The following is a 22,923-nucleotide window of genomic DNA, read 5'->3' as shown; positions in this document are numbered from 1 at the left end:
ATTCTTCCCTCCCGATCTGCGGAGGGAAGCTTTTTTCTGACGGATGATTTTCAAAATATTGGAGGAAGAACGGGTCAGCTTTATTGGCAAAGCATAAAAACCAGTGTTAAGATACATTTATTAGGTTGAAAGGGGCGGACGGTTTGATTCCAGTAAAGATTTTCATCGAGTCGACCATTGAACAGCCGGGAGAAGAGAAGGAAGTCATCGAGCAGGAATTGGACGGCCGTTTTCAAATGAAGGAAGAGGAATGGATTCTCCGTTATACCGAAAATGAAGGAAAGCCTGATGAAGTGCGGACATCGGTTCGTTCATTCCCGGAGAAAATCACGATCGCGCGCCAAGGACCTGTTTCGTACAGGCAGACCTATGCCCCTGGGAAAACCATGGAGAGCGTGGTTCATACTCCGGCGGGTAAGACGGAGATGGAAGTGACCACATTGGTGTATGAGCGTGACTGGTCCGGAAAGGAAGGCCGGATTCGCTTCACCTTTTTGCTTCATATGGGGAGCCAGGATCTGGGCCAATACCAATTAAGTTTGAAGTGGATGGAGGCTGGGAAATGAATCCGCTTGAGAGAAAGAAAGAGGAGTTGAAACAGGAAATCGAGCGGGCGGTCATCGCCGCCGATTTGGTAAAGGAAACGGACATTCCGGAGATCGTGCTGGAAGTGCCGCGGGAAAAGGAACATGGCGACTGGGCTACCAACATTGCCATGCAACTGACGAGGATTGCCCGCAAAAACCCCAGAGAGATCGCGCAAAAGATCGTTGCCGGGATTGACCGCGAACAAGTGGGCGTTCGCGACATTCAAATTGCCGGGCCCGGTTTTATCAATTTCTTTTTGGATCGTTCCTTCCTGACCGATGTGCTTGTGGAAATCAAACGGTCCGGAGATGCATACGGACGCTCGGACAGCGGTCAGGGTGAGAAGGTCAACGTGGAGTTTTGCAGTGCCAACCCCACAGGAAAGCTCCATCTCGGACATGCCCGCGGGTCGGCCGTCGGCGATGCCTTGTCCAACATTCTCGAGGCCGCCGGGTATGAGGTGACGCGCGAATATTACATCAACGACGCCGGCAATCAGATGAACATGATGGCCCAGTCCATTGAAGCCCGTTATTTTGAAGGCTTGGGAAAAGAGATCGAGTTCCCTGAGGACGGTTATCGCGGCGAGGAAATGATTGCGATCGCCGAGGAGCTGATCCAACAAGAGGGAGAGCGTTTGCTCGGGATGGATCGGGAAGAGCGGCTTCAGTTCCTCAAGGAATACGGGAAAAAGAAGCTGCTTGAGAAGATCAAGGATGATTTGCGTGATTACCGGGTCGAATTTGATGTATGGTTCAGCGAACAGTCCCTGTATCAGTCCGGAGCCATTGAGAAAACATTGACGGAGCTGAAGGAAAAAGGTTATACCTACGAACAGGACGGGGCCCTCTGGCTGCGCTCCACCGCTTTCGGAGACGACAAGGATCGCGTTCTGGTCAAGTCGGACGGTTCCTATACTTATTTGACGCCGGATATCGCTTATCACCGCAATAAGCTGGAACGGGGTTTCAACCGGATGATCAACGTCTGGGGAGCCGACCATCACGGCTACATCGCCCGGATGAAAGCGGCATTGCAGGCTCTGGGGAATGACCGGGACCGGTTGGATGTGGTTATCATCCAGATGGTGAAGCTGTACCAGGGCGGCGAACTGGTGAAAATGTCCAAGCGGACCGGAAAAGCGGTCACGCTGGAAGAGTTGATGAGCGAGGTTGGAGTGGATGCAGCCCGCTACTTCTTTGTGATGAGAAGCCCGGATTCCCATCTTGATTTTGATATAGATCTGGCTGTTTCCAAGTCCAATGAAAACCCGGTCTACTATGTGCAGTATGCCCATGCGCGGATCGCCAGTGTCTTCCGTCAGGCTGAGGAGAGAGGGTTGTCGGCGAAGTGGGATCAGGAGCACCTGTCCCGGTTGGAACTGGAACAGGAATTGGATTTGTTGCAGAAGCTTGGCGAGTTTGGCAGTGAGATCGCCACGGCGGCCAAGCAGTTGGCACCACACCGGGTTGTTCGTTATCTCTACGATCTGGCAACACAATTCCACAGTTATTACAATGCTCACCGCGTGATCACTGATGATGTGGAAAAATCGGAAGCGCGCCTGGCATTGCTCAGCGGCATTCGTCAAGTGATTGTCAACGGATTGAAATTGATCGGGGTCAGCGCGCCGGATCGTATGTAAGGAATTGCCGGCATTTGGTTCCGGCAAGGCGGCAAAAGTGCGGAATGCCAAAATTTCCTCTGTGTCCCCTTTTCCGGGATCCTGAGTTCCGACGGGTCAACGTTTAATCAGTGCAGAATCAGCCGGTGAAAAACCGGCTGTTTTTTTATATCGAGCGTTAAAATTAAGATGACTTGCGAATAAAGTAAATAGAAATGCATTTATCCAGTAAAGGTGTTTTATTCCCGGGGTGGTTTTAAAGCGCCATCGGGGGAAACGGCCTTCGTCTGCGGCGCAATCCCTTTCCGTGAATGTGGCAGCGCGGGCGGGGGACAGCGGGGCAGCATTCTGTTCTTCCCGCATTCGATCAAGGGCACAGATACCCGATTTTCCGCTGTGTTTTCTCGGATTTTTCTGCCGGTTTGTGCCGTAAATCATGAGCAGTGATAATTTATGAAAATTCCATGAAAAGGAATGCTATTTGCGTGAAATGTTTAAAAAAACGTAACATCCAGTTGCCTGAACTCAGCAGATAATAGGAGTACCGGGAAATATTTTTCTTCCCAAAATCCACCATATAAAGAAAAAGACGTACGGTGGATCATCGTTTGTCTGAATCAGATTGAGAGCAATTTGCGCTGAACTGGCGTGTGAAGGATAACAATGAATCAAGGAGATATGGTTAAATGGAAGGAATGAGGCTGGCAGGGAGATACGAGATCCTTCACCTGTTGGGTGGAGGAGGAATGGCTGTAGTCTACAAGGCAAAAGATCTGCTGCTGGATCGGTTTGTGGCAGTAAAAGTGATGAACGACTCGTTGGGGCACGATCCCGACTTTGTGCGACGGTTCATTCGTGAAGCCAAGGCTGCAGGCAGTTTATCCCATGCTAATGTAGTAAGTATTTATGATGTCGGACGTGAAGGGGACATCTTTTACATGGTGATGGAATGTGTAGAAGGGCCGTCCCTCATAGAAGTGATTCGAAAGGAAGGAACGCTTACACCGGAAAAAACGGTGATGATCGCATCCCAAATCTGTGATGCTTTGGCGCATGCACACAAAAACGGAATTATTCATCGTGATATCAAGCCGCATAATATTCTTGTTTCCCCGGATGAGCTGTACAAGGTGACGGACTTTGGCATTTCCTATACTCCGCGCGCTTCCACCATCACGCAAAAAGGATACGTGATGGGCTCGGCGCATTATTTCTCTCCGGAGCAGGCTTCCGGCGGGGAGATCCACTTTTCTTCCGATCTCTATTCGCTGGGGATTGTGATTTATGAGATGCTGACTGGCTCAGTTCCTTTTGACGGAGAAAGTTCCATTTCCGTTGCACTCAAACATATTCATGACCCTGTGCCTGATCCGCGGGAGCTTAATCCGCGAATTCCGGAAGAGTTGTGCCAGGTGATAATGAAGGCACTGGAGAAAGATCCGTTAAAACGCTATCAAACAGCTCAGGAAATGAAACAGGCGCTGCAGCAGGCCGTCATGATATTTAATCCTCCGCAACATGATTACGTTTCCCAGGTTTCCCAGGAAATAAAGCAGCCGCCCCATCGGGGAAGGAAATATTGGCTCAGGGGCGTCGCGGCGGTATCCGGGGTGCTCCTGCTGTTTCTCGGTTACCAGGCATTTGGCGCAGGATATCTGGAGAGTGATCAGCCGACGAACGGCAGTCCCGTACAAGCCGTGCAGCAGGGCAAGCAAATTCCGAAAGAGCATGGAGACCATAAATGGTGGAAGGAGCTGCCCAAAGAGAGCAGAGAGGAAAATGAGGCTTTTCGCGATATCCGGGTATCAGGAAGCAACGGCAATTACAAAGTGACGCTGAAAGTGGGCGATTTTCCGGAAGACACTTTTTACTATGACCTTTTCGTCGTCGACAGTTACAGTTCCCAAAGAGTTGATCAGGGCATTTCCGTTCACATCAAACATAAACCAGACCAACGTTACACGACCAAAACGGTAACTGTAACAATCCCTGAGCAACACCTGCCGGATTGGGGAATTGCCAAGATCATGTTTTACCGGCTGGGAGAAAACGGGAGAAAGATTTATGCCACCGACAATCTGTTGCAGATGTGGGGGCCGCTTCCCAAGTCGGTCGAGGAAAAAAAAGACAGGTCGAGCGCTTTGTGAAAAGATATACAAGGAGTCGCATCAAGCGGCTCTTTTTTGTTTTTGCCCGTTTCTGGACAGACGAGACTGATAATCGATACAATAATAAAAATGACGAAATTTCGGCACATTTGATCACTTTTTGGCAGCTCGCGGATCGAGGTGAAATGGATGCCCATGAGGAATGAACCTGATCTTACCCGGGAAATCGTCTATGAATTTTTGGAGTGCCTGGATGAAGGAATCCATATCGTCAATGCAGACGGAATCACGGTATTTTACAATCGGGTTGCCTCCCGGTTGGACGGACTGTCCATCAAAGAGGTGATGGGGATGCATGTATTGGATGCGTTTCCTTCACTGACGAAAAAGACGAGCACACTGTTGAAAGTCCTGAAAACGGGTGAACCGATCGCCGAGCAGCACCAGACGTATATGAATCGCAAAGGGAAACAGATTAGCACAATCAACCGGACCATTCCGCTTCGCTCCGAAGGAAAGATCGTCGGAGCTGCTGAGATTTCCAAGGATATCACCCAGATCAAAGAGCTGGCGGAGCAAGTTCTTCAGCTGCAGGAAAGAATTCGCGAGCCACGGAGCAGGAAGGCGCAGAAGGAGAGCGCGTACTACTGTTTTGAGCAGATCGTGACGCAAAACTCACTCATGTTGAGGGAGATTGAAAAAGCAAAGCGGGCGGCCAGAACGGATTCCCCTGTTTTGGTAGTGGGGGAGACGGGAACGGGCAAAGAGCTGTTTGTACAATCGATCCACCGTGACTCGCCGAGAATGGGACGCCCCTTTATTGCCCAAAACTGTGCCGCCATTCCGTCCACTCTGCTGGAAGGGATTTTGTTCGGCACGGCCAAAGGGGCTTTTACCGGCGCTGAGGACCGGCCGGGCTTGTTTGAATTGGCAGACGGGGGAACCCTGTTTTTGGATGAGATCCATGCGATGCCGATTGATTTGCAGGCAAAATTGCTGCGCGTGCTGGAGGACGGCGGAGTGCGAAGGGTGGGAGGAACCCGGTTTCATTCCGTTGATGTGCGCATCATCGTCGCGACCAATGAAGACCCGCTGGAGAGTATTGAAAAGGGGCGCTTGCGGCGCGACCTCTTTCATCGGATCCACGTCGTCGGTCTCTATTTGCCTCCTCTCAGGGAACGAAAAGAAGATATTGAATGCCTGACGCACTATTTTTTCAGAAAATTAAAAGGACAATTGCCGACAACGGTTGAGGAAATTGCTGATGAGGTGATGGAAGCTTTTTTCCACTATGACTGGCCGGGGAATGTCAGGGAATTGGAACACACGCTGGAAGGCGCGCTAAATCTGGCAGAAGGGAAGGCAGTGAAACTGGAGCACCTCCCCCCGCATATGCAGAAAAAACAGAAAAAGGAGATGCTTCCGCTCCCAGGCCTTGACGGCAAGAGTTTGCGGGAAGTGCTCGGCGAATTGGAACAAAAGATGATTTGCCTGGCGCTTGAAGAATCCGGAGGCAATGTGTTAAAAGCGGCCAAACTGCTGGGAATTCCGAGGCAAACCCTGCAATATAAACTGAAAAAGCGCGAAGGTTGATGTCGGTCGGAGATTTCCCCCGATTTTCTTGAATGTGAATGGATGGAATTTCAATCTTCGGGGGGGGGTGGTACAGATTGGCCGCGTTTCCTTTCCTGCAAGGCGGCAAGCGCCCGGACGGAAGATTTGTTGCTTGGTGCCTCTTCACTCATGCAAATGCCATATTCTTGGTGTGCCCGATTCCGGGCACTTTTTTTCTGTTTGTGCGCTGAACGGCCGCCGGAAACAGGGATTTGGTTATTGGCATGGTTATTGCATGAATAGTGAATGAATCCATCGGGAGGGGGATGGGGGTTTTGGACGGTCAAACAGGACATCCTTACGGACTGCACCGCGTGTTGGCGCCTGAGCGGGTTTTACCGCAACCAGCCTGGAAACTGGATGCCGAAAGTGATCTTTATGACAATGAGCTCCTGATCGCCGTGGAACGATTAAATATTGATTCCGCATCGTTCATGCAGATGCGGGAAGAGTGCCGCGACGATGTGAACAAGATAAAACAGTGCATATTGGAGATTGTGGCTGAAAGGGGAAAGATGCAAAATCCAGTCACCGGATCGGGCGGCATGTTGATCGGTACAGTGGAAAAAACAGGGCCGCGTTATCCGCATCGCCATGTACGGCCGGGGATGAAGATCGCGACGTTGGTCTCCCTGACCTTAACACCGCTCAAACTTGAACAGATTAACCGGGTTCATCTGGAGACGGGTCAAGTCGATGTAAAAGGCAAAGCGGTTCTTTTTGCCAGCGGTCCTTTTGCCATCCTGCCGGATGATCTCCCGGAAGCGGTGGCCCTGGCGGCTTTGGATGTTGCCGGTGCTCCGGCGCAGACAGCTCGACTCATCCGGGGGCGGGAGCGGATTGTGGTGATGGGAGCAGGCGGGAAGTCGGGGTTGCTGAGCCTCTGTCAGGCGTGGAAAAAGGCGGGGACAAACGGGCAAGTGATCGCATTGGAATCCCGGGCGGAAGCTTGCGCCGAAATCAGGCAGCTGGGATTGGCGCATCAGGTGCTGGAGGTGGATGCCACTGATCCGCTCGCCGTCTATGAGGCCGTGTCTGGTGCAACGGCTGGGGAAATGGCCGACCTTACGCTCAATTGTGTCAATGTGCCCGGAACGGAACTGCCGTCGATTCTGGCGACACGGGACGGGGGAACGATTTATTTCTTCAGTATGGCTGTCCGCTTTACGACTGCCGCGCTGGGAGCGGAAGGAATCGGCAAAGATGTGCAGATGATGATCGGGAATGGTTATGCCCCGGGACATGCGAAGTTGACATTGCAAACGCTTCGGGAGTGCCCGCCGCTCCTTGAATTGTTCCGGAAAAGGTATGGAAGCTGCTGACGGGATCATCAGAGAAGGGGGATTTGATCAAAGTGAAACGCGATTGGAAAGAGATTGAGCTGTGGAAAGATGTCACGGAGGAGCAGTGGAATGACTGGCTCTGGCAATTGACGCACACGATCCGCACGCTGGATGACCTGAGCAAGGTGATCAATTTGACCCCGGAAGAGATTGAAGGTGTCGGAATAAGCAAACAGACGATTCCGCTCAACATCACGCCGTACTACGCGCTGCTCATGGATTCGGATGACCCGAAGGATCCCATTCGCATGCAATCGGTTCCCGTCTCTTCCGAGCTGATTCGCACTCGATACGATATGGAAGATCCGCTGTTGGAGGATACGGACTCCCCGGTCAAGGGGCTGACCCATCGCTATCCGGACCGGGTGCTGTTTCTGATCACCAACCAATGTTCGATGTACTGTCGCTATTGTACACGCCGCCGCTTCTCCGGGCAAATCGGGATGGGTGTCCCGAAGAAGCAGATGGACGCCTGTATAGAGTATATCCGCAACACCCCGACGGTCAGGGATGTGCTTCTCTCCGGCGGGGACGGCCTCCTGGTCAATGACCGGATTCTCGAATATTTGCTCAGCAACCTGCGGGCCATCCCCCATGTGGAAATCATCCGTATCGGAACAAGGGCGCCGGTGGTCTTTCCCCAGCGGATTACGGAAAACCTGTGCAACATTTTGCGAAAATATCATCCCGTCTGGCTCAACACCCATTTCAACCATCCCAAGGAATTGACTCCGGAGGCCAGACGCGCCTGCGAGATGCTGGCTGACGCCGGAGTTCCGCTGGGAAATCAATCAGTCATTCTGGCCGGCATCAATGATTGTCCCCATGTGATGAAAAAGCTGATGCATGAACTGGTGAAAGTGCGTGTTCGCCCCTATTATATCTACCAGTGCGATTTGTCAGAAGGAATCGGCCATTTCCGCACACCGGTGTCGAAAGGGTTGGAGATTATCGAATATCTGCGCGGTCACACTTCCGGCTATGCCGTTCCGACCTTTGTCGTCGATGCTCCCGGCGGAGGAGGGAAAATTCCGCTCAGCCCCAACTATCTCATTTCGCAAAGCCCGTCCAAAACCGTTTTGCGCAACTTTGAAGGAGTGATTACCAGCTATCCGGAACCGAGCCAATACAAGCCGCATGATCCCGAGCATTGCGAGTACTGTCAGGCAGCCGGCAGCCAGACAGGGATTGCCGCATTGATGAGCGATCAGCGGATCAATCTTGAACCGAAACAGTTGTCCAGGGAAGACCGTCGCGCCGGACTGGAAGCAGATAAGGAAAAGCTGAAGCAATAGCAGGAGACGTCGCAAAACGATGAAGAGACCGGAAACCGTCGCGATTATCGGAATGTCCAAAAACGCCGGAAAAACAACGGTTCTAAACAGTCTCATCCGGCAGTTGTCCCGGCGAAAGCGCCTGGGAGTGCTGAGCATCGGTGTCGACGGAGAGGAACGTGACGCATGGAGCGGGAGAGAAAAGCCGGCCATTCGCTGTGATGAGGGGATGTTGGTTGCGTCGGCTGCTTCATGCTTTAACCTTTATCCCGGCAGTTTTGAAATGATCGGCTCCTGCGGTTTCCAATCGGCGATGGGGGAGATTTTGCTCGGCAAGGCGCGGCGGGGCAGCCGGATCAAACTGGCCGGGATCCCCGGCGCCGGACAAGTGCAGGCAGCCATCCGCAAACTGAAGGGGGCGGGTGCGGAACTGGTCTTGGTCGATGGGGCCTATGACCGCAAGTCTCTTTCCAGCCCGCTCATCAGCGATGCCGTGATCCTCGTCGTCGGGGCCTGTTTGCACCGGAGTCTGCCGCAGGTGGTGAAAAAGGCGGCCGAATTGCTGGCCATTCTCCGCCTGCCTGCTGCTCCGTCCGCCGATCGTTTTTTTCATGAACAGGCGCAAACGGAAAAGAAAGTGATCGGTGTGGTTCAAGGCATGGGAGAACCGCTCCCCTTCTCCACCTTATTGGAATGGAAAGAAAAGAGAGAGGCATTTTCAAGCAAAAATTGGGAAGTGCTCATCATCCCCGGCTCACTGACAGACCGAATGCTCCGCATGCTGATGGAAGAAGGGGTGAAGGCGCGCTTGATCGTGCCGGATGCCACGCATTGCTTTTTTACACACAGCATGTTGCGCCGTTTTTTGCAGTGGGGCGGGGCGGTGGAAGTGGTTTATCCCACCCGGCTCCTGGGGGTGGCCGTGAACCCGGTTTCCCCCGACGGGTACGCGTTTCCTCCTTCGGAAATGAAAGAGCGAATCGCTGCAGTCGCCGCCCCGCTCCCGGTGTTTGATGTTGTACGCGATCCCTTGCTTGAAGGGGGATGGGAAGATGTTTTGCGATAAAGAGACAATGCGTGTTTTGCACTTGAATGAATGCCTGAATGTCTTTCAGCCGGTCACTCCGATGGGCAGAGAGACATGGCGCGAGCTGAAACCGTTTTTGCCCGGTGAGGAAGAAGCGTGGCAACGTTCTATGGCCGAGCAGGCTGAATGGCAGCGCCTTCTGCCCGACGGGTCAAAGGAGCGCAATCAGGTGCTGCTTCACCTGGCCCGGATGCCGGATCCCGATCCCATCGTTGCGAAATTGAAACAGGGACGAGCGCTTCAGTTGACGGAATGGTTTCATATGAAGGCTTTCCTCTGGCACTTGTTTCGGCTTTCGGACTTATTGCCTCCTTTATGCTTATTGTCCGATGCGGACAGGCGGGATGTGCACACGCTATTGCGCGCGCTCAATCCGGGCGGTCCGCTCGTTCCTTCATTTTGGATTGATGATGCGTACGACCCGGCGCTGGCCGCAAACCGGAAGCTCTTGAAAAAATACGAGCGGGAACGGGAGAAAAGGAAGGAACAGAAAGCGGTCGATCTGGAAACTCGCTATTCCCTTCGCCGCAACCGCCTGGGGGAATGGGTCGTCGAACGCGGTTCCCCCCTCGATCTGGCGTTGCGGGAGGAGGCAGAGCTGATCCGGGTACGGGAAACAGTCTATGATGCCGTCTATCACTTGGCTGAACCGGAGCAGGAATCCAGGGAAGTCGGGGAATTGACGATGCGCGTGGAAGCGTTGGAACGGGAGATCCTTGAACGTTTGACTGCGTTTTTTCTTCCCTATGCGCCAAAACTGGAAGACTGGATCAACCGGGTGGCTCATTTTGATTTGCAGTTGGCGCGAATCCGTGCCGCGGAAACCTGGCGGGGGACGAAGCCTGTTCACGACCCGCACCGGATGGAGATCCGTGGCGGTTTTCACCCGTGGATGGCTCGCATGCTTGAAGCGGAGGGGAAGGAATGCACTCCGATTGACTGTGTACTGCACCAGGGGACGACCGTGGTGATCGGGGCCAATATGGGAGGAAAGACGGCAGCTCTGAAAACGATGGGGATGATTGCCCTTCTTTCACAGTATGGTTTTTTTGTGCCGGCTGCTTCCTGCAAACTCCCCCTGTTCGCCTGGGTCAGGGGAATCATCGGAGATTTGCAGGACGCAGAGGCCGGTTTAAGCAGTTTTGGCTCGGAGATTGCGCGCCTGCGGGACAGTATGGACTTGGGAGACGGCGGACTTCTGCTGTTGGACGAAATCGGAAGAGGAACCAATCCGGCAGAAGGAGCGGCCCTAGCGCGGGCGATTGCCGGACATTTTACCCGGCGCCGGTTGTGGAGCGTTCACGTGACCCATTATCAGGAAGTGCTTGAAGTCAAAGGGGTTCGCGGTTACCGCGTGGCCGGTTTTTCACGGTCACGGGAGCAGCAGGGGAGCCTTTTGCCGGAAGATCTGCAACAGGCAATCGCCGTGGGAATGGACTATCGTTTGCTCCCGCTGAAGCCTGGTGAAACCATTCCGCATGAGGCGCTGTGGATTGCTGAACGTTTGGGGCTTGATCCCGCAATCGTCGAAGAAGCGAAGAGTGGTTTGCGAAAGGAGGAGGAGTCCGGGTGGAAGAAAAATTGAGACTCGACCCGGTTCTGATCAGCAGGGCGAGGGAAGCGGCGGCGGCGATCGCTTCCAGCGTTGACAATTTTATCGCCCGGCGGACGACGGTAGCCGTGGAACGCACCAATCTCCGTTTAATGGGAATCGACGGGGTGGATGCCGACGGTGTCCCCTTGCCCAATGTCGTGGTTGATCACCTGCTCGAAAAGGGAGTGTTGGAGCTGGGGGCGTCCGGATGGGTGGTGAATGCCTCGCTCCAGTTGGGTCTGTCCCCGTGTGACGTGGCGGAAAAAGTGGCATGCGGTTCCCTGGACCTGACGGCGATCGGGCAGTCGGAACCGGCCCGGATCAGGGACGCTGCAAGGCAGCTGGCGCAGCAATGCCTCGACCGGATTCGGAACAACCGCTTGAAACGGGATCAGCTGATCCGGCGGCTGGGAGAAGGGAAAAAGCCGTATATCTATGTGATCGTGGCCACCGGCGACATTTATGAGGACGTGGTGCAAGGGCGTTCCGCGGCAAGGCAGGGAGCGGATATTATTGCCGTCATTCGCAGCACGGGGCAGAGTTTGCTCGATTATGTTCCGTATGGCCCGACCAGAGAAGGGTACGGCGGTACGTATGCCACCCAGGAAAATTTCCGCATCATGCGCCAGGCGCTCGATGAAGTTGGCGAGGAAGTGGGCCGTTATATCCGTTTGTGCAATTACTGCTCCGGGCTGTGCATGCCGGAGATCGCCGCGATGGGAGCGATGGAGCGGCTGGATGTGATGCTGAACGATGCCCTATACGGGATTTTGTTCCGCGATATCAATATGCAGCGGACGTTGATTGATCAGGCTTTTTCACGAATGATCAACAGTTATGCCGGCATCATGATCAATACTGGGGAAGACAATTACCTGACTACGGCCGATGCGGTCGAAGCGGCGCATACGGTACTTGCTTCCCAGTTTATCAATGAGCAACTGGCGCTTTTGTCCGGACTGCCTCCGGAGCAGATGGGATTGGGTCATGCCTTTGAGATGAACCCCGATCTGGAGGACGGCTTTCTCATGGAGCTGGCGCAGGCGCAGATGGCCCGCCAGATTTTCCCCGACGCCCCGCTGAAATATATGCCCCCGACCAAGCATATGACCGGAAATATTTTTAAAGGGCATATTCAGGATGCGTTGTTCAACCTGGTCAGCATTATGACCGGGCAGGGAGTCCAGTTGCTCGGAATGATGACCGAAGCGATGCACACCCCGCACATCCACGACCGGCAGCTGGCGATAGAAAATGCGCAATATATCTTTCATAACGCCCGCCATCTCGGCGAGGAGATTCTCTTTAAGCCAGGGGGGAGATTGGAACGGCGGGCGCAGGAGGTGCTGTACAAGGCGGCGAAAATGCTGGGGGAAGTGAAGGAGATCGGGTTGTTCTCTGCTTTGGAACAAGGCATGTTCGCCGATGTGAAGCGCTCTTTTACCGGTGGGAAAGGGCTGGCCGGTGTACTCGAAAAGGCGGAGGGTTATTTCAATCCGTTTGAAGAGGAACTGAGAGCGCGGCTCGGTTTGCAGGCAAGGGAGGGGGATCGTGATGAGCGTGGATTTTACACGGGTTAAACCTTACGGGGATACACTGGACGACGGTGCGGTGCAGCTGAGCTTCACCCTGCCCGTTCCCTGTGGCGAAGAGGCGAGGGAAGCTGCCCGCCGGCTCACCGCCAAAATGGGGCTGGATGAACCTCAGGTCTACCATATGAAGGATTTGGGCGAGGGATACACCTTTTTCATCGTTTATGGCAAATGCCGGCATCACATCGATTTCACATCGATTAAGGTGGCAAAGGTGAAAAGCGAGGTAATGGACTTTTACGAAATCAATCGGTTCATCAAGGAGCGGATCGGGCGCAAAATCGTGGTGGTCGGAGCCTGTACGGGTGCCGATGCCCATACGGTCGGTATCGATGCCATCATGAACATGAAAGGGTATAACGGGGAATACGGACTGGAGCGATATCCTGAAATCGACGCCTATAACCTCGGCAGCCAGGTGGAAAATGAGGTGCTGCTGGAAAAAGCGCTGGAGTTAAATGCCGATGTGTTGCTCGTATCGCAGATTGTCACGCAAAAGGGGGTCCATATCACCAACCTGACCGAGTTGGTGGAGCTGGTCGAAGCGGAAGGATTGCGGGATCGGTTTATCCTGATCTGCGGAGGTCCGCGCATCACTCATGAACTGGCGCTGGAATTAGGCTATGACGCCGGGTTCGGGCCGGGTACGCTGGCGCCGCAGGTGGCTTCTTACTTTGTGCAGGAAATCCATAACCGGATGACAAGGGGGATTGAAGCAAAATGAAGAAGACAAAACCTGGGAAGAGAACCATTCCCAGGTTTGACGAAAATCGACGGGATTATTTCATGTCCCAGTAGAAGTCTTGGTTGGCATAAGGCACTTCATTTTCGATCGGTTGATCATCAGGGACAATTTTCTTGATGTGGACGACATAATAGGTCTTGAATTCGGGATCATTGATCATGGAAATCTCAATCAGCCCTTTTTTCTCCAGGCTCTCAATCGCCAGCGCCGCTTTTGAGTAAGGATAGTCAAGTACTTTGGCGAGACGGTAATGGGAGGTGACCAATTCTCCCTTGGAAAGAGGAATTTTAAAATCTTCGTCTGTCATGTCCTCGTAGGCGGCGAGACGGCACAGTTCATAATAGACGAAGCGTTCCGCCGCAGGAAGTTTGTCGACAACCGAATATGGAATGCTTAACGTATGAGGTTTCATGCTGTTCTCCTCCCGTTATATGTTTCATTCTAAAAATCAAAGGGCATGCCGCTCGCCTTGATCTTTTCAAAGGCCACGGATAGATGGGGTGCCGCGCCCACGGAGGGATTGGCCGGAGAAGCGGATGCCGAAAGGGGTTGCGGGTTTAGCTGTCCCATACAATAAGCGAACAAAAGATTTTTCACCAATCCGGAAAAATTGATATCCTCCCGGTCGGCAAACCGGAGAAGTTCCAATTCGACCGCATCTTCCGTATTAAAGGAGACCTGGCGCCGTTCCCGTTTCTTGTAGTCTCTCATTCGCCGAGCGTCTCCTTTCCAAGCGCATAATAGCCGAGAGCATTGGCGAATTGGGGGTCTTCAAACGTTGTGGCAAACTGGAAGCCGACACGCTTAAACGGTTCTACCAAATCGTGTGCCTTTCCCCCAATCAGCTCAACCACATCGGTAATATTCCACATCCCGCCCAAATGGCCGACGATCATGGAGGCCATTTCCTCGGGATCCGCTTCCCGCACGTTGTCCCAGCCTTTGGGGATTGTTCCGCTCTCGCGGTCAATGAAGATGCCATCTTTGAACGTGGCGTAGTTGGTCGTTCGTGCCCCCGGGTCGACGATGCGCACCGTTCCCATCCGGCGGTGCACCCAGTAGGCCGCTCCTCCCTCAATTGTAATCGCCGCTTTTGTGATATGCAGTTTGCGATATGTACCATTTAAAATAATTTCATGTTCACCTTCCAACTTCGCCCGCAGCCGTGCACGTTCATCCTCTTTATACATATTGATCGGCACACCTGTCACCAGTTTGACCTCGCCGATTGCCCCTGCCTGAAACAGTGCCGTCAGAACAAGCAACACCGTCTCTATGTTCACCTTGCTCTCCGTCATCATCTGTCTTGTAAACGAGCCTTCTCTTTCCGCAAGCTGCCCGATAAAATAGTCCTTCCCCTGATAACGGATCTCCATATCCTCCTCCAGCGTCTGCACAAATGTGCGTTGCCGGGCTTTTGACACCTTGCTCGGAAACGAGAATTTTCTGTTGCCGGTAATGGTTTTGACATAGGCCCGCCCGGCATCAACTGCGACCAACATGCTTGAACCACCTTCCCAATGTTGAAGACGAATGTCATGACTGTTGTCACAGAACTTCATTAAATGATGACAGCAGTCAGTACTTCGGTCGTCATAATATAAAAAAGAGAGGGCAGAAGTCCGTACAAAAGTACACAAAAATGCGATGAGTGATACATTGTACGGACTACTGTCCATTATAGTGGGATTAAAGCGGTATTTATATAGAAATATTTATATAAAAAATGAATTATTCATCAAAACAAAGATGTTTTCCCGCCAAAAACCAAAGCACATTCCAAGATTGAACATCTCGTTTGTCTTTCACTTTTCTCCATCTGTGATCCGAAAGCCCAGTTTGAAATTGATCGATAACATGGGCTGGTTGGCTTCATTCACATGGGTGCACATCATCTTGACCCCCTGATCCCGGCAATGAGAGATAGCGCGAAGTTTGAGCGAAGTTGCGATCCCCATCCCGCGAAACGATTTTTTCACAACGGTGAGGCCGCATTCGGCAGTTTCCGGGGAGATGATCCTGACGCTGCTGAGACCCACCCACTCCTCATTGCAACGGGCAATGAATTGAGTGTGGCGATGTTGCCAGTAATATCGATAAAACAACTTTTCGCAGAAGTCGGAAAACGACTCAAACGGCCCGTCGTGTCCCGGTTCGTCGAGAACGCCTTCGCGTACGAGCCGGTAAAGGCGGTGTCTTGTCTCATCCGTGTCATGAACTTCATTTAAACGAAAAAAGTGAATACCGGCGGGGTCTTCCATACGGGAAAAGGATTCTCTTTGCCAGTTCTGAAGATGAAGGGTCAGTGTTTGTCTTTTCATGGTTACCTCCTGCAAATCAATCTGCCTTTCATGTCATGTCACTCACCAGGTCTTTTCCGGTCAGGCGGCAGGAGCCCTGTGTTCCTAATCTCCACTCGCCACTTTCATAGATTGGGTTGAACACGCCCGAATTGAGATTATATTAACATTTGGGAGTCTGAATATTTGCCGATGATTTTTTTGTTGCAAAATAAATGAATGACTGCTCAGTTTATGTTAAAATAGTGTCGAAATTCATTTGAAAGCGAATTCATTCATTTTCTTTGCAATTGTCATTTTCTGAATTAACATAAATGAGAGAAAGGAGAGAAGATCATGTCGTTTTTGCAAGTGTTCAACCTGATCGCCTTTTTGGCAGTCGCCGCTTATGCTCTGTACTTGGTTGTCAGTGTCATTTACAAGCGCTATCTGTATGTGAAACTGGGGAAGCCGGCTGATTTCAAGCTGGATATGAAAAAGAGCATCAATGAGGTGCTGGTCAATGTTTTCGGGCAGAAAAAGCTGCTGAAGGACAAAAAAAGCGGCCTGATGCACGTCGTCATGTTTTACGGGTTTATCATTATCCAGTTTGGTGCCATTGATCTTTTTATCAAAGGTCTGGCCCCCGGGCATCATCTCCCGGTGCCGGCCTATCCTTTCTTTCAATTCCTGCAGGAGCTGACGACGTTTCTCGTTTTGTTGGCCACAATCTATGCTTTTTACCGCCGTTATATCGAGAAGATCGCCCGTCTCAAACGGGGATGGAAAGCAGGGCTGGTCATTATCTTCCTTACGTTGCTGATGGCATCGATTTTACTTTCGGCTGCCTTTGAGAAAATCTGGCTGGGCCACCCGGCGAACTGGTATACGCCTGTTTCTTCCGTGCTCTCCGCGCCGTTTGCAGGCTGGATGAGCCAAAGTGCAGGTGAGGCGGTGTTTTACGTATTCTGGTGGATGCATGCGCTGGTGCTCTTTTCCTTTGCTGTCTATGTGCCGCAATCGAAGCACTTCCATCTGTTCGTGGCTCCGATCAATGTCTTTTTGAAACGGCAACAGCCGCCGGCAAAACCGTCGCTCATCGACTTTGAGGATGAATCGGCAGAAGAGTACGGGGTAGGCCGGATCGAAAACTTTAACCAAAAACAGCTGATCGATTTGTATGCTTGCGTTGAATGCGGGCGCTGCACGAATGTCTGTCCGGCAGCTGGAACGGGAAAATTGCTGTCGCCGATGGATTTGATCGTAAAGATGCGGGATCACCTGACAGCAAAAGGAGCGGCCATCACTTCCAAAACACCCTGGATGCCTTCCATCGCCTTCGCCAGTGCCAACAAAGCACTGATGGAAACGGCTGCGAGCAGGGATGATTCCGGAAAGATCGATTACCCGGTCAATCTGATCGGCGATGTGATCACCGAACGGGAACTGTGGGCCTGCACCACATGCCGCAACTGCGAAGATGCTTGCCCGGTGATGAACGAACATGTGGACAAAATCATTGACATGCGGCGCTATCTCGTCATGACGGAAGGAAAGATGAGTCCCGAGGCTTCCCGTACCTTCTCCAATATCGAACGCCAGGGCAATCCGTGGGGGATCAGCCGGAAGGATCGGGCGAAATGGACAGAAGGGGCCGATGTGCCGGTGCCGACGGTAAAAGAGGAAAAAGAGTTTGAATATCTCTTTTTTGTCGGTTCGATGGGCTCCTATGATAACCGGAGCCAAAAAATCAGCCGGGCGCTGGTGAAAATTTTGCATCACGCCGGCGTGAAGTTTGCCATTCTCGGAAACAAGGAGAAAAACTCGGGAGATACGGCCCGCCGCATGGGAAATGAGTTTTTGTTTCAACAGCTGGCCACCGACAATATCGCATTGTTTGAAAAGCATAACGTGAAGAAAATCATTACCATCGACCCGCACGCTTATAATGTCCTGAAAAATGAATATCCGGATTTGGGGCTTGAGGCGGAAGTGTACCACCATACCGAAGTGCTGGCGGATCTGATCAAACAGGGCCGCATCAAGCCGGTCAAAGAGGTGAAAGAGCGGATCACCTATCATGATTCCTGTTATCTCGGGCGTTACAACGGTGTATTCGATCCGCCGCGCTATATTCTCGAGCACATTCCCGGACTGGAATTGGTGGAGATGAAGCGGAACCGGGAAAACGGCATGTGTTGCGGCGCCGGTGGAGGAATGATGTGGATGGAGGAAACCGAGGGCGTGCGCATCAATGTGGCCCGAACCGAGCAGGCGCTGGAAGTAAATCCGACTCTGATCGGCAGTGCTTGCCCGTACTGCCTGACCATGTTGTCCGACGGGACCAAGGCCAAAGAAGTGGAAGACAGAGTGAAAACGATGGATGTCGCCGAAATCCTCGCTCTCTCCATCAATTTTGAGGACGAAGCAGATGTGGTGGAAGGCATTCACTAAGCGGGAGAAAAAGACGCTCTCAGGTATGATGTGAGAGCGTCTTTTTAAATGTGAATTGGATTGGATGAATGCCAAAAAATATGAATAAAATACTTAATCGAAATAATGGAATGAGATTTACTATTGTTAAGAGTAGGGATTTCAGTTAATCTAAAATTGGAGGCGCTTTCATTTGGAGGCGATGTGAACGAACGCTCGGTAGAACAATGCGTGAGGGAGAGTGACCAATGGTGAAAGCGGTAATTTTAGGCGGGGCAAGAACGCCTTTTGGCAAATTTGGCGGTGCATTGAAAGACGTTCCAGCAGTCGAGCTCGGGGGGACGGCGATCCGGGCCGCTCTCGAACGAGCCGGGGTGGAAGTGGAAATGGTCGATGAAGTGATCATGGGGATGGTGCTCCAAGGGGGAGCGGGGCAAATCCCTTCGCGCCAGGCGGCACGTCTTGCCGGTTTGGGATGGGAAGTCGGCACGGAAACGATTAACAAAGTATGTGCTTCCGGGTTGCGCAGTGTTACCCTGGCAGATCAGATCATTCGTGCGGGAGATGCCGGGGTGGTGGTGGCCGGCGGGATGGAGAGCATGAGCAATGCTCCTTACATTTTGCCGTCGGGGCGGTTTGGCCAGCGCATGGGTGACGGGAAAATGGTCGATCTCATGATTCATGATGGTTTGTGGTGCGCTTTTCACGATGTGCACATGATCGTCCACGGCAGCAATACGGCCAAGGAATACAACGTGACGCGCGAAGAGCAGGATGCATGGGCGCTTCGCAGCCATCAGCGGGCGCTTGAAGCCATTAATCACGGGCGGTTTGCCGATGAGATCACTCCGGTAACCGTCAAAGTAAAGAAACAGGAGATCGTCGTTGACCGCGATGAAGCCGTTCGCGCCGATACCACGCTGGAAAAACTGTCCGGGTTGAAACCGGTTTATCTCCAGGATGGCACGATTACCGCCGGCAATGCGCCCGGGGTAAATGACGGTGCAGCCGCTCTGGTGGTGGCCTCAAGCGAGAAAGCACAGGAATTGGGGATCAAGCCGTTGGCAAGCATCCTGGGTCACGCAGCGGTGGCGATGGAAGCGAAGGATTTTCCGATCACCCCCGCTTATGCTATCAAGAAACTGCTGAAAAAGCACGGGCTGACCGTCGCACAAATCGATCTGTTTGAAATTAACGAGGCGTTTGCTGCGGTTGCGCTGGCCAACAGCAAACTGCTTGAAATCGATCCCGGAAAGCTCAATGTAAACGGAGGCGCGGTTGCTTTGGGCCATCCGATCGGCGCCAGCGGAGCGAGAATTTTGTTGACGCTGATCATGGAACTGAAACGCCGCGGCGGCGGATTGGGTGTGGCCGCGATTTGCAGCGGTGCGGCCCAGGGCGATGCCGTTTTGGTCAAAGTCGAAGGTTAAAAGCGAAAAGGTGGGATGAATCGGTGGAAATCAAGCGGATCAGCGTTATCGGAGCAGGGCAGATGGGGAGCGGGATCGCCCAGACGGGAGCGCAGGCAGGCCTGGACGTCACCCTTGTCGACATGGCGGAAGCGCCCTTGCAAAAGGGATTGGAGCGGATTAAGGGGAATTTGCAACGGGCCGTGCAAAAAGGGAAGATTTCCGTTCAGGAGATGGAGGCGGTGCTGGGACGCATCCGTCCGGTATTGAAACTGGAGGAAGCGGCAGCCGAGGCGGATCTCGTCATCGAGGCCGTTGTGGAAAACATGGAGGTAAAGGCGGACGTCTTCCGAAAACTGGATGTACTCTGCCCGGAACATGCGATTTTGGCCAGCAATACTTCGTCGCTTCCGATCACGGAAATCGCTGCTGTCACCAAACGCCCGGAAAAAGTGATCGGCATGCATTTTATGAATCCGGTTCCGGTGATGAAGCTGGTCGAGGTGATTCGCGGTTTGCAGACAGCGGACGAGGTATTTGCCGCAGTAGAGCAATTGGCGAAACGGATGGGGAAAGTTCCCGTCGAGGTGAATGATTTTCCCGGCTTTGTATCCAACCGCGTTCTGATGCCGATGATCAACGAGGCGATTTATGCCGTTTATGAGGGCGTGGCCACGCCGGAAGCGGTTGACCAGGTGATGAAACTGGGCATGAATCATCCGATGGGTCCCTTAACCCTGGCTGATTTTATAGGACTGGATACCTGTTTGTACATCATGGAGATTTTGTATGAAGGTTTTGGAGACAGCAAATACCGTCCGTGTCCCTTGTTGCGCAAATATGTGAAGGCCGGTTGGCTGGGACGCAAGAGCGGGCGCGGCTTTTACACCTATGAATGAAATTGCGTGATGTGGAGCGTGAAGAGCAGTGGACTTGAGGCTGACGGACGAGCAGGCGATGATGCGCAAGATGGTGAGGGATTTTGCGTGTGAGGAGATCACACCTTTGATCAGCCGTATGGAAGAAAACGATGAATTTCCGCGGGCTTTAATTTCCAAGATGGGAGAAATCGGCCTGATGGGGATTCCCGTTCCGGAAGAGTACGGGGGAGCCGGGGCTGATTTTTTATCTTATATTCTGGCGATTGAGGAAATTGCCAAAGTGAGTGCCGCAGTCAGCGTGATTCTGGCAGTGCACACCTCGGTCTGCACTCTTCCCATTTTGAAGTGCGGAACGGAGGAGCAAAAACAGAAATATGTGACGCGATTGGCCAGCGGGGAGCAGGTGGGCGCTTTTGCCTTGACGGAGCCGCACGCCGGTTCCGATGCCGCCCGGATTCGAACCGGCGCGCGCCGGGTGGGGGACAAATACATCCTGAACGGAAGCAAGGTGTTTATTACCAACGCGGAAGCGGCCGATGTTTTTCTCACCTTTGCCGTGACCGATCCGTCCCGGGGCAAAAAAGGCATCACGGCGTTTATCGTGGACAGGGATACCCCCGGTTTTCGGGTGGGGGAAAAAGAGAAAAAAATGGGGCTGCATGGTTCGGGCACTTGCGAACTGATTTTTGAAGAGGCGGAAGTGCCCGCGGAAAACCGGCTGGGAGAGGAAGGAGAAGGATACAAGGTGGCCCTGAGCAATCTGGCCGGCGGAAGAATCGGCATCGCCGCCCAGGCGCTCGGCATTGCCCAGGGAGCGTTCGATGCCGCACTCTCCTATGCAAAGGAACGGAATCAGTTCGGAAAGCCGATCGCCAAGCAGCAGGCGATTCAGTTCAAACTGGCCGATATGGCTACAGAGATCGAAGCGGCCCGCCTTCTGACCTATCGTGCTGCCGATTTGCGCGCACAGGGAAAACACTGTCGCCTTGAAGCTGCGATGGCGAAGAGATTTGCCACCGATGTGGCGATGAAAACAGCGGTCGAAGCCGTGCAAATTTTTGGCGGGTACGGATATACGCGGGAATTTCCGGTTGAGCGATTTTTCCGTGATGCAAAGGTAACGCAAATCTATGAAGGAACCAATGAAATTCAGCGGATCGTGATCGCAAATGAACTTTTGGCATAAGAGGAGGAACCCCCATGCATTTTAAACTGAGTGAAGAACATGAAATGATGCGCAAGATGGTCCGCGAATTTGCGCTGAAAGAAGTCGCTCCGACAGCGGCTCTCCGCGATGAGAAAGAAGAATTTGACCGCTCCATTTTTGACCGCATCGGGGAACTGGGATTGGCCGGGATTCCCTGGGAGGAGGAATGGGGAGGAGCCGGGGCTGATTTTTTGAGCTACGTGATTGCGGTGGAGGAATTGTCGCGCGTCTGCGCTTCCACCGGGGTCACCTTGTCGGCCCACATTTCACTGGCGAGCTGGCCGATTTATAAGTTTGGAACAAAAGAGCAAAAAGAGCGTTTTTTGCGTCCTTTGGCGGAAGGAACCAAGCTGGGGGCCTACGGCTTGACGGAGCCGGGTTCCGGTTCGGACGCGGCGGGAATGAAGACGACTGCGGTAAAAGACGGGGATCACTACGTTTTAAACGGGAACAAGATTTTTATCACCAATGGCGGTGAAGCGGAGATTTACGTCGTGTTTGCGCTGACCGACCCTGCGCTGAAACACAAAGGGACGACCGCTTTTATCGTGGAAAAGGGAACTCCCGGTTTTTCCATCGGCAAAAAAGAGAAAAAATTGGGAATCCGTTCCTCTCCCACGACGGAAATCATTTTTGACAATTGCCGCATTCCGGCTGACCAACGTTTGGGAGAAGAGGGAGAAGGCTTTAAAATCGCCATGATGACGCTTGACGGGGGCCGGAACGGCATCGCCGCCCAGGCGCTCGGCATTGCCCAGGGAGCATTTGATGCCGCGCTCTCCTATGCAAAAGAACGGAACCAGTTCGGGAAGCCGATCGCCAAGCAGCAAGCGATTCAGTTCAAACTGGCCGATATGGCGACACAGATTGAAGCAGCCCGCCTGCTCACCTACCAGGCTGCCTGGCTCGAGTCACAAGGTCTCCCTTACGGAAAGGCATCGGCGATGGCAAAATTGTACGCCGGTGATATCGCGATGCAAGTGACGACGGAAGCGGTTCAAATCTTTGGCGGTTACGGCTACACAAGGGAATATCCGGTCGAACGCATGATGAGGGATGCGAAGATCACGCAGATTTATGAAGGAACCAATGAGATCCAGCGCGTGGTGATTTCAAACCATCTGCTCAGGGAATAGCGGTTTGGC

General features: G+C 52.8%; 19 protein-coding genes. 15 read left to right on the top strand and 4 right to left on the bottom strand.

Annotated features, from left to right (window positions below; all coding sequences use genetic code 11):
• Window positions 1–143 precede the first annotated feature (143 nt).
• From I8U19_RS07250 to kamE, 10 genes are all read left to right on the top strand, one after another.
• Window positions 144–566: a YwiB family protein gene (locus tag I8U19_RS07250; RefSeq protein ID WP_033100449.1), complete on the top strand. Its 423-nt coding sequence runs from the start codon at window positions 144–146 to the stop codon at window positions 564–566.
• Window positions 563–2,233, top strand: coding sequence for an arginine--tRNA ligase (gene argS, locus I8U19_RS07245; protein WP_033100448.1), 1,671 nt, complete (start codon window positions 563–565; stop codon window positions 2,231–2,233). Before I8U19_RS07250 ends, argS begins: the two co-directional genes overlap by 4 nt.
• A gap of 665 nt (window positions 2,234–2,898) precedes the next feature.
• Window positions 2,899–4,359: a protein kinase domain-containing protein gene (locus I8U19_RS07240; protein ID WP_198055572.1), complete on the top strand. Its 1,461-nt coding sequence runs from the start codon at window positions 2,899–2,901 to the stop codon at window positions 4,357–4,359.
• 150 nt (window positions 4,360–4,509) lie between these two features.
• The gene (locus tag I8U19_RS07235) at window positions 4,510–5,913 is read left to right on the top strand and encodes a sigma-54 interaction domain-containing protein (RefSeq protein WP_198055571.1); all 1,404 of its coding nucleotides are present in this window, start codon (window positions 4,510–4,512) and stop codon (window positions 5,911–5,913) included.
• Between the two features lie 296 nt (window positions 5,914–6,209).
• A complete protein-coding gene (kdd, locus tag I8U19_RS07230; protein WP_232331029.1) occupies window positions 6,210–7,256 on the top strand; it encodes an L-erythro-3,5-diaminohexanoate dehydrogenase in 1,047 nt (348 codons plus the stop codon).
• 23 nt (window positions 7,257–7,279) lie between these two features.
• Complete coding sequence (kamA, locus tag I8U19_RS07225) at window positions 7,280–8,572, top strand: lysine 2,3-aminomutase (protein WP_198055570.1); 1,293 nt, start codon at window positions 7,280–7,282, stop codon at window positions 8,570–8,572.
• Window positions 8,573–8,591: 19 nt separating this feature from the next.
• Window positions 8,592–9,617: a lysine 5,6-aminomutase reactivase subunit KamB gene (kamB, locus tag I8U19_RS07220; protein WP_198055569.1), complete on the top strand. Its 1,026-nt coding sequence runs from the start codon at window positions 8,592–8,594 to the stop codon at window positions 9,615–9,617.
• Window positions 9,604–11,223, top strand: a complete 1,620-nt coding sequence (gene kamC / locus I8U19_RS07215) for a lysine 5,6-aminomutase reactivase ATPase KamC (protein WP_198055568.1) — start codon at window positions 9,604–9,606, stop codon at window positions 11,221–11,223. Before kamB ends, kamC begins: the two co-directional genes overlap by 14 nt.
• The gene (kamD, locus tag I8U19_RS07210) at window positions 11,208–12,812 is read left to right on the top strand and encodes a lysine 5,6-aminomutase subunit alpha (RefSeq protein ID WP_198055567.1); all 1,605 of its coding nucleotides are present in this window, start codon (window positions 11,208–11,210) and stop codon (window positions 12,810–12,812) included. Before kamC ends, kamD begins: the two co-directional genes overlap by 16 nt.
• The gene (gene kamE / locus I8U19_RS07205) at window positions 12,787–13,548 is read left to right on the top strand and encodes a lysine 5,6-aminomutase subunit beta (RefSeq protein WP_198055566.1); all 762 of its coding nucleotides are present in this window, start codon (window positions 12,787–12,789) and stop codon (window positions 13,546–13,548) included. Before kamD ends, kamE begins: the two co-directional genes overlap by 26 nt.
• A gap of 55 nt (window positions 13,549–13,603) precedes the next feature.
• On the opposite strand, the gene I8U19_RS07200 is transcribed toward kamE, so the two are convergent.
• The 4 genes from I8U19_RS07200 to I8U19_RS07185 all read right to left on the bottom strand — a co-directional run bounded on the left by I8U19_RS07200 (window position 13,604) and on the right by I8U19_RS07185 (window position 15,890).
• The gene (locus I8U19_RS07200; protein WP_033100441.1) at window positions 13,604–13,981 is read right to left on the bottom strand and encodes a hypothetical protein; all 378 of its coding nucleotides are present in this window, start codon (window positions 13,979–13,981) and stop codon (window positions 13,604–13,606) included.
• 29 nt (window positions 13,982–14,010) lie between these two features.
• Entirely contained in the window at window positions 14,011–14,280 is a 270-nt protein-coding gene (locus tag I8U19_RS07195; RefSeq protein ID WP_033100440.1) for a hypothetical protein, read from the bottom strand.
• Window positions 14,277–15,071 carry a ParM/StbA family protein gene (locus I8U19_RS07190; RefSeq protein WP_033100439.1) on the bottom strand — a complete coding sequence of 265 codons (795 nt, stop codon included), beginning with the start codon at window positions 15,069–15,071 and terminating at the stop codon, window positions 14,277–14,279. Before I8U19_RS07190 ends, I8U19_RS07195 begins: the two co-directional genes overlap by 4 nt.
• A 303-nt stretch (window positions 15,072–15,374) precedes the next feature.
• Entirely contained in the window at window positions 15,375–15,890 is a 516-nt protein-coding gene (locus tag I8U19_RS07185; RefSeq protein WP_198055565.1) for a GNAT family N-acetyltransferase, read from the bottom strand.
• 315 nt (window positions 15,891–16,205) lie between these two features.
• Between I8U19_RS07185 and I8U19_RS07180 the strand changes: the two genes are divergently transcribed.
• The 5 genes from I8U19_RS07180 to I8U19_RS07160 all read left to right on the top strand — a co-directional run bounded on the left by I8U19_RS07180 (window position 16,206) and on the right by I8U19_RS07160 (window position 22,914).
• Window positions 16,206–18,302, top strand: a complete 2,097-nt coding sequence (locus I8U19_RS07180) for a (Fe-S)-binding protein (RefSeq protein ID WP_198055564.1) — start codon at window positions 16,206–16,208, stop codon at window positions 18,300–18,302.
• A gap of 227 nt (window positions 18,303–18,529) precedes the next feature.
• Entirely contained in the window at window positions 18,530–19,711 is a 1,182-nt protein-coding gene (locus tag I8U19_RS07175; RefSeq protein ID WP_198055563.1) for an acetyl-CoA C-acetyltransferase, read from the top strand.
• A gap of 23 nt (window positions 19,712–19,734) precedes the next feature.
• A complete protein-coding gene (locus tag I8U19_RS07170; protein ID WP_198055562.1) occupies window positions 19,735–20,589 on the top strand; it encodes a 3-hydroxybutyryl-CoA dehydrogenase in 855 nt (284 codons plus the stop codon).
• Window positions 20,590–20,617: 28 nt separating this feature from the next.
• Window positions 20,618–21,757: an acyl-CoA dehydrogenase gene (locus I8U19_RS07165; protein ID WP_198055561.1), complete on the top strand. Its 1,140-nt coding sequence runs from the start codon at window positions 20,618–20,620 to the stop codon at window positions 21,755–21,757.
• A 14-nt stretch (window positions 21,758–21,771) separates the two neighbouring features.
• Window positions 21,772–22,914, top strand: coding sequence for an acyl-CoA dehydrogenase (locus I8U19_RS07160; protein ID WP_033100433.1), 1,143 nt, complete (start codon window positions 21,772–21,774; stop codon window positions 22,912–22,914).
• Window positions 22,915–22,923 lie beyond the last annotated feature (9 nt).

The organism is Thermoactinomyces sp. CICC 10523 (assembly GCF_016055105.1).
Taxonomy (GTDB): domain Bacteria; phylum Bacillota; class Bacilli; order Thermoactinomycetales; family Thermoactinomycetaceae; genus Thermoactinomyces_A; species Thermoactinomyces_A daqus.
Note: the sequence above shows the minus strand (reverse complement) of the source record. Positions and strands in the feature narration are given on the sequence as shown.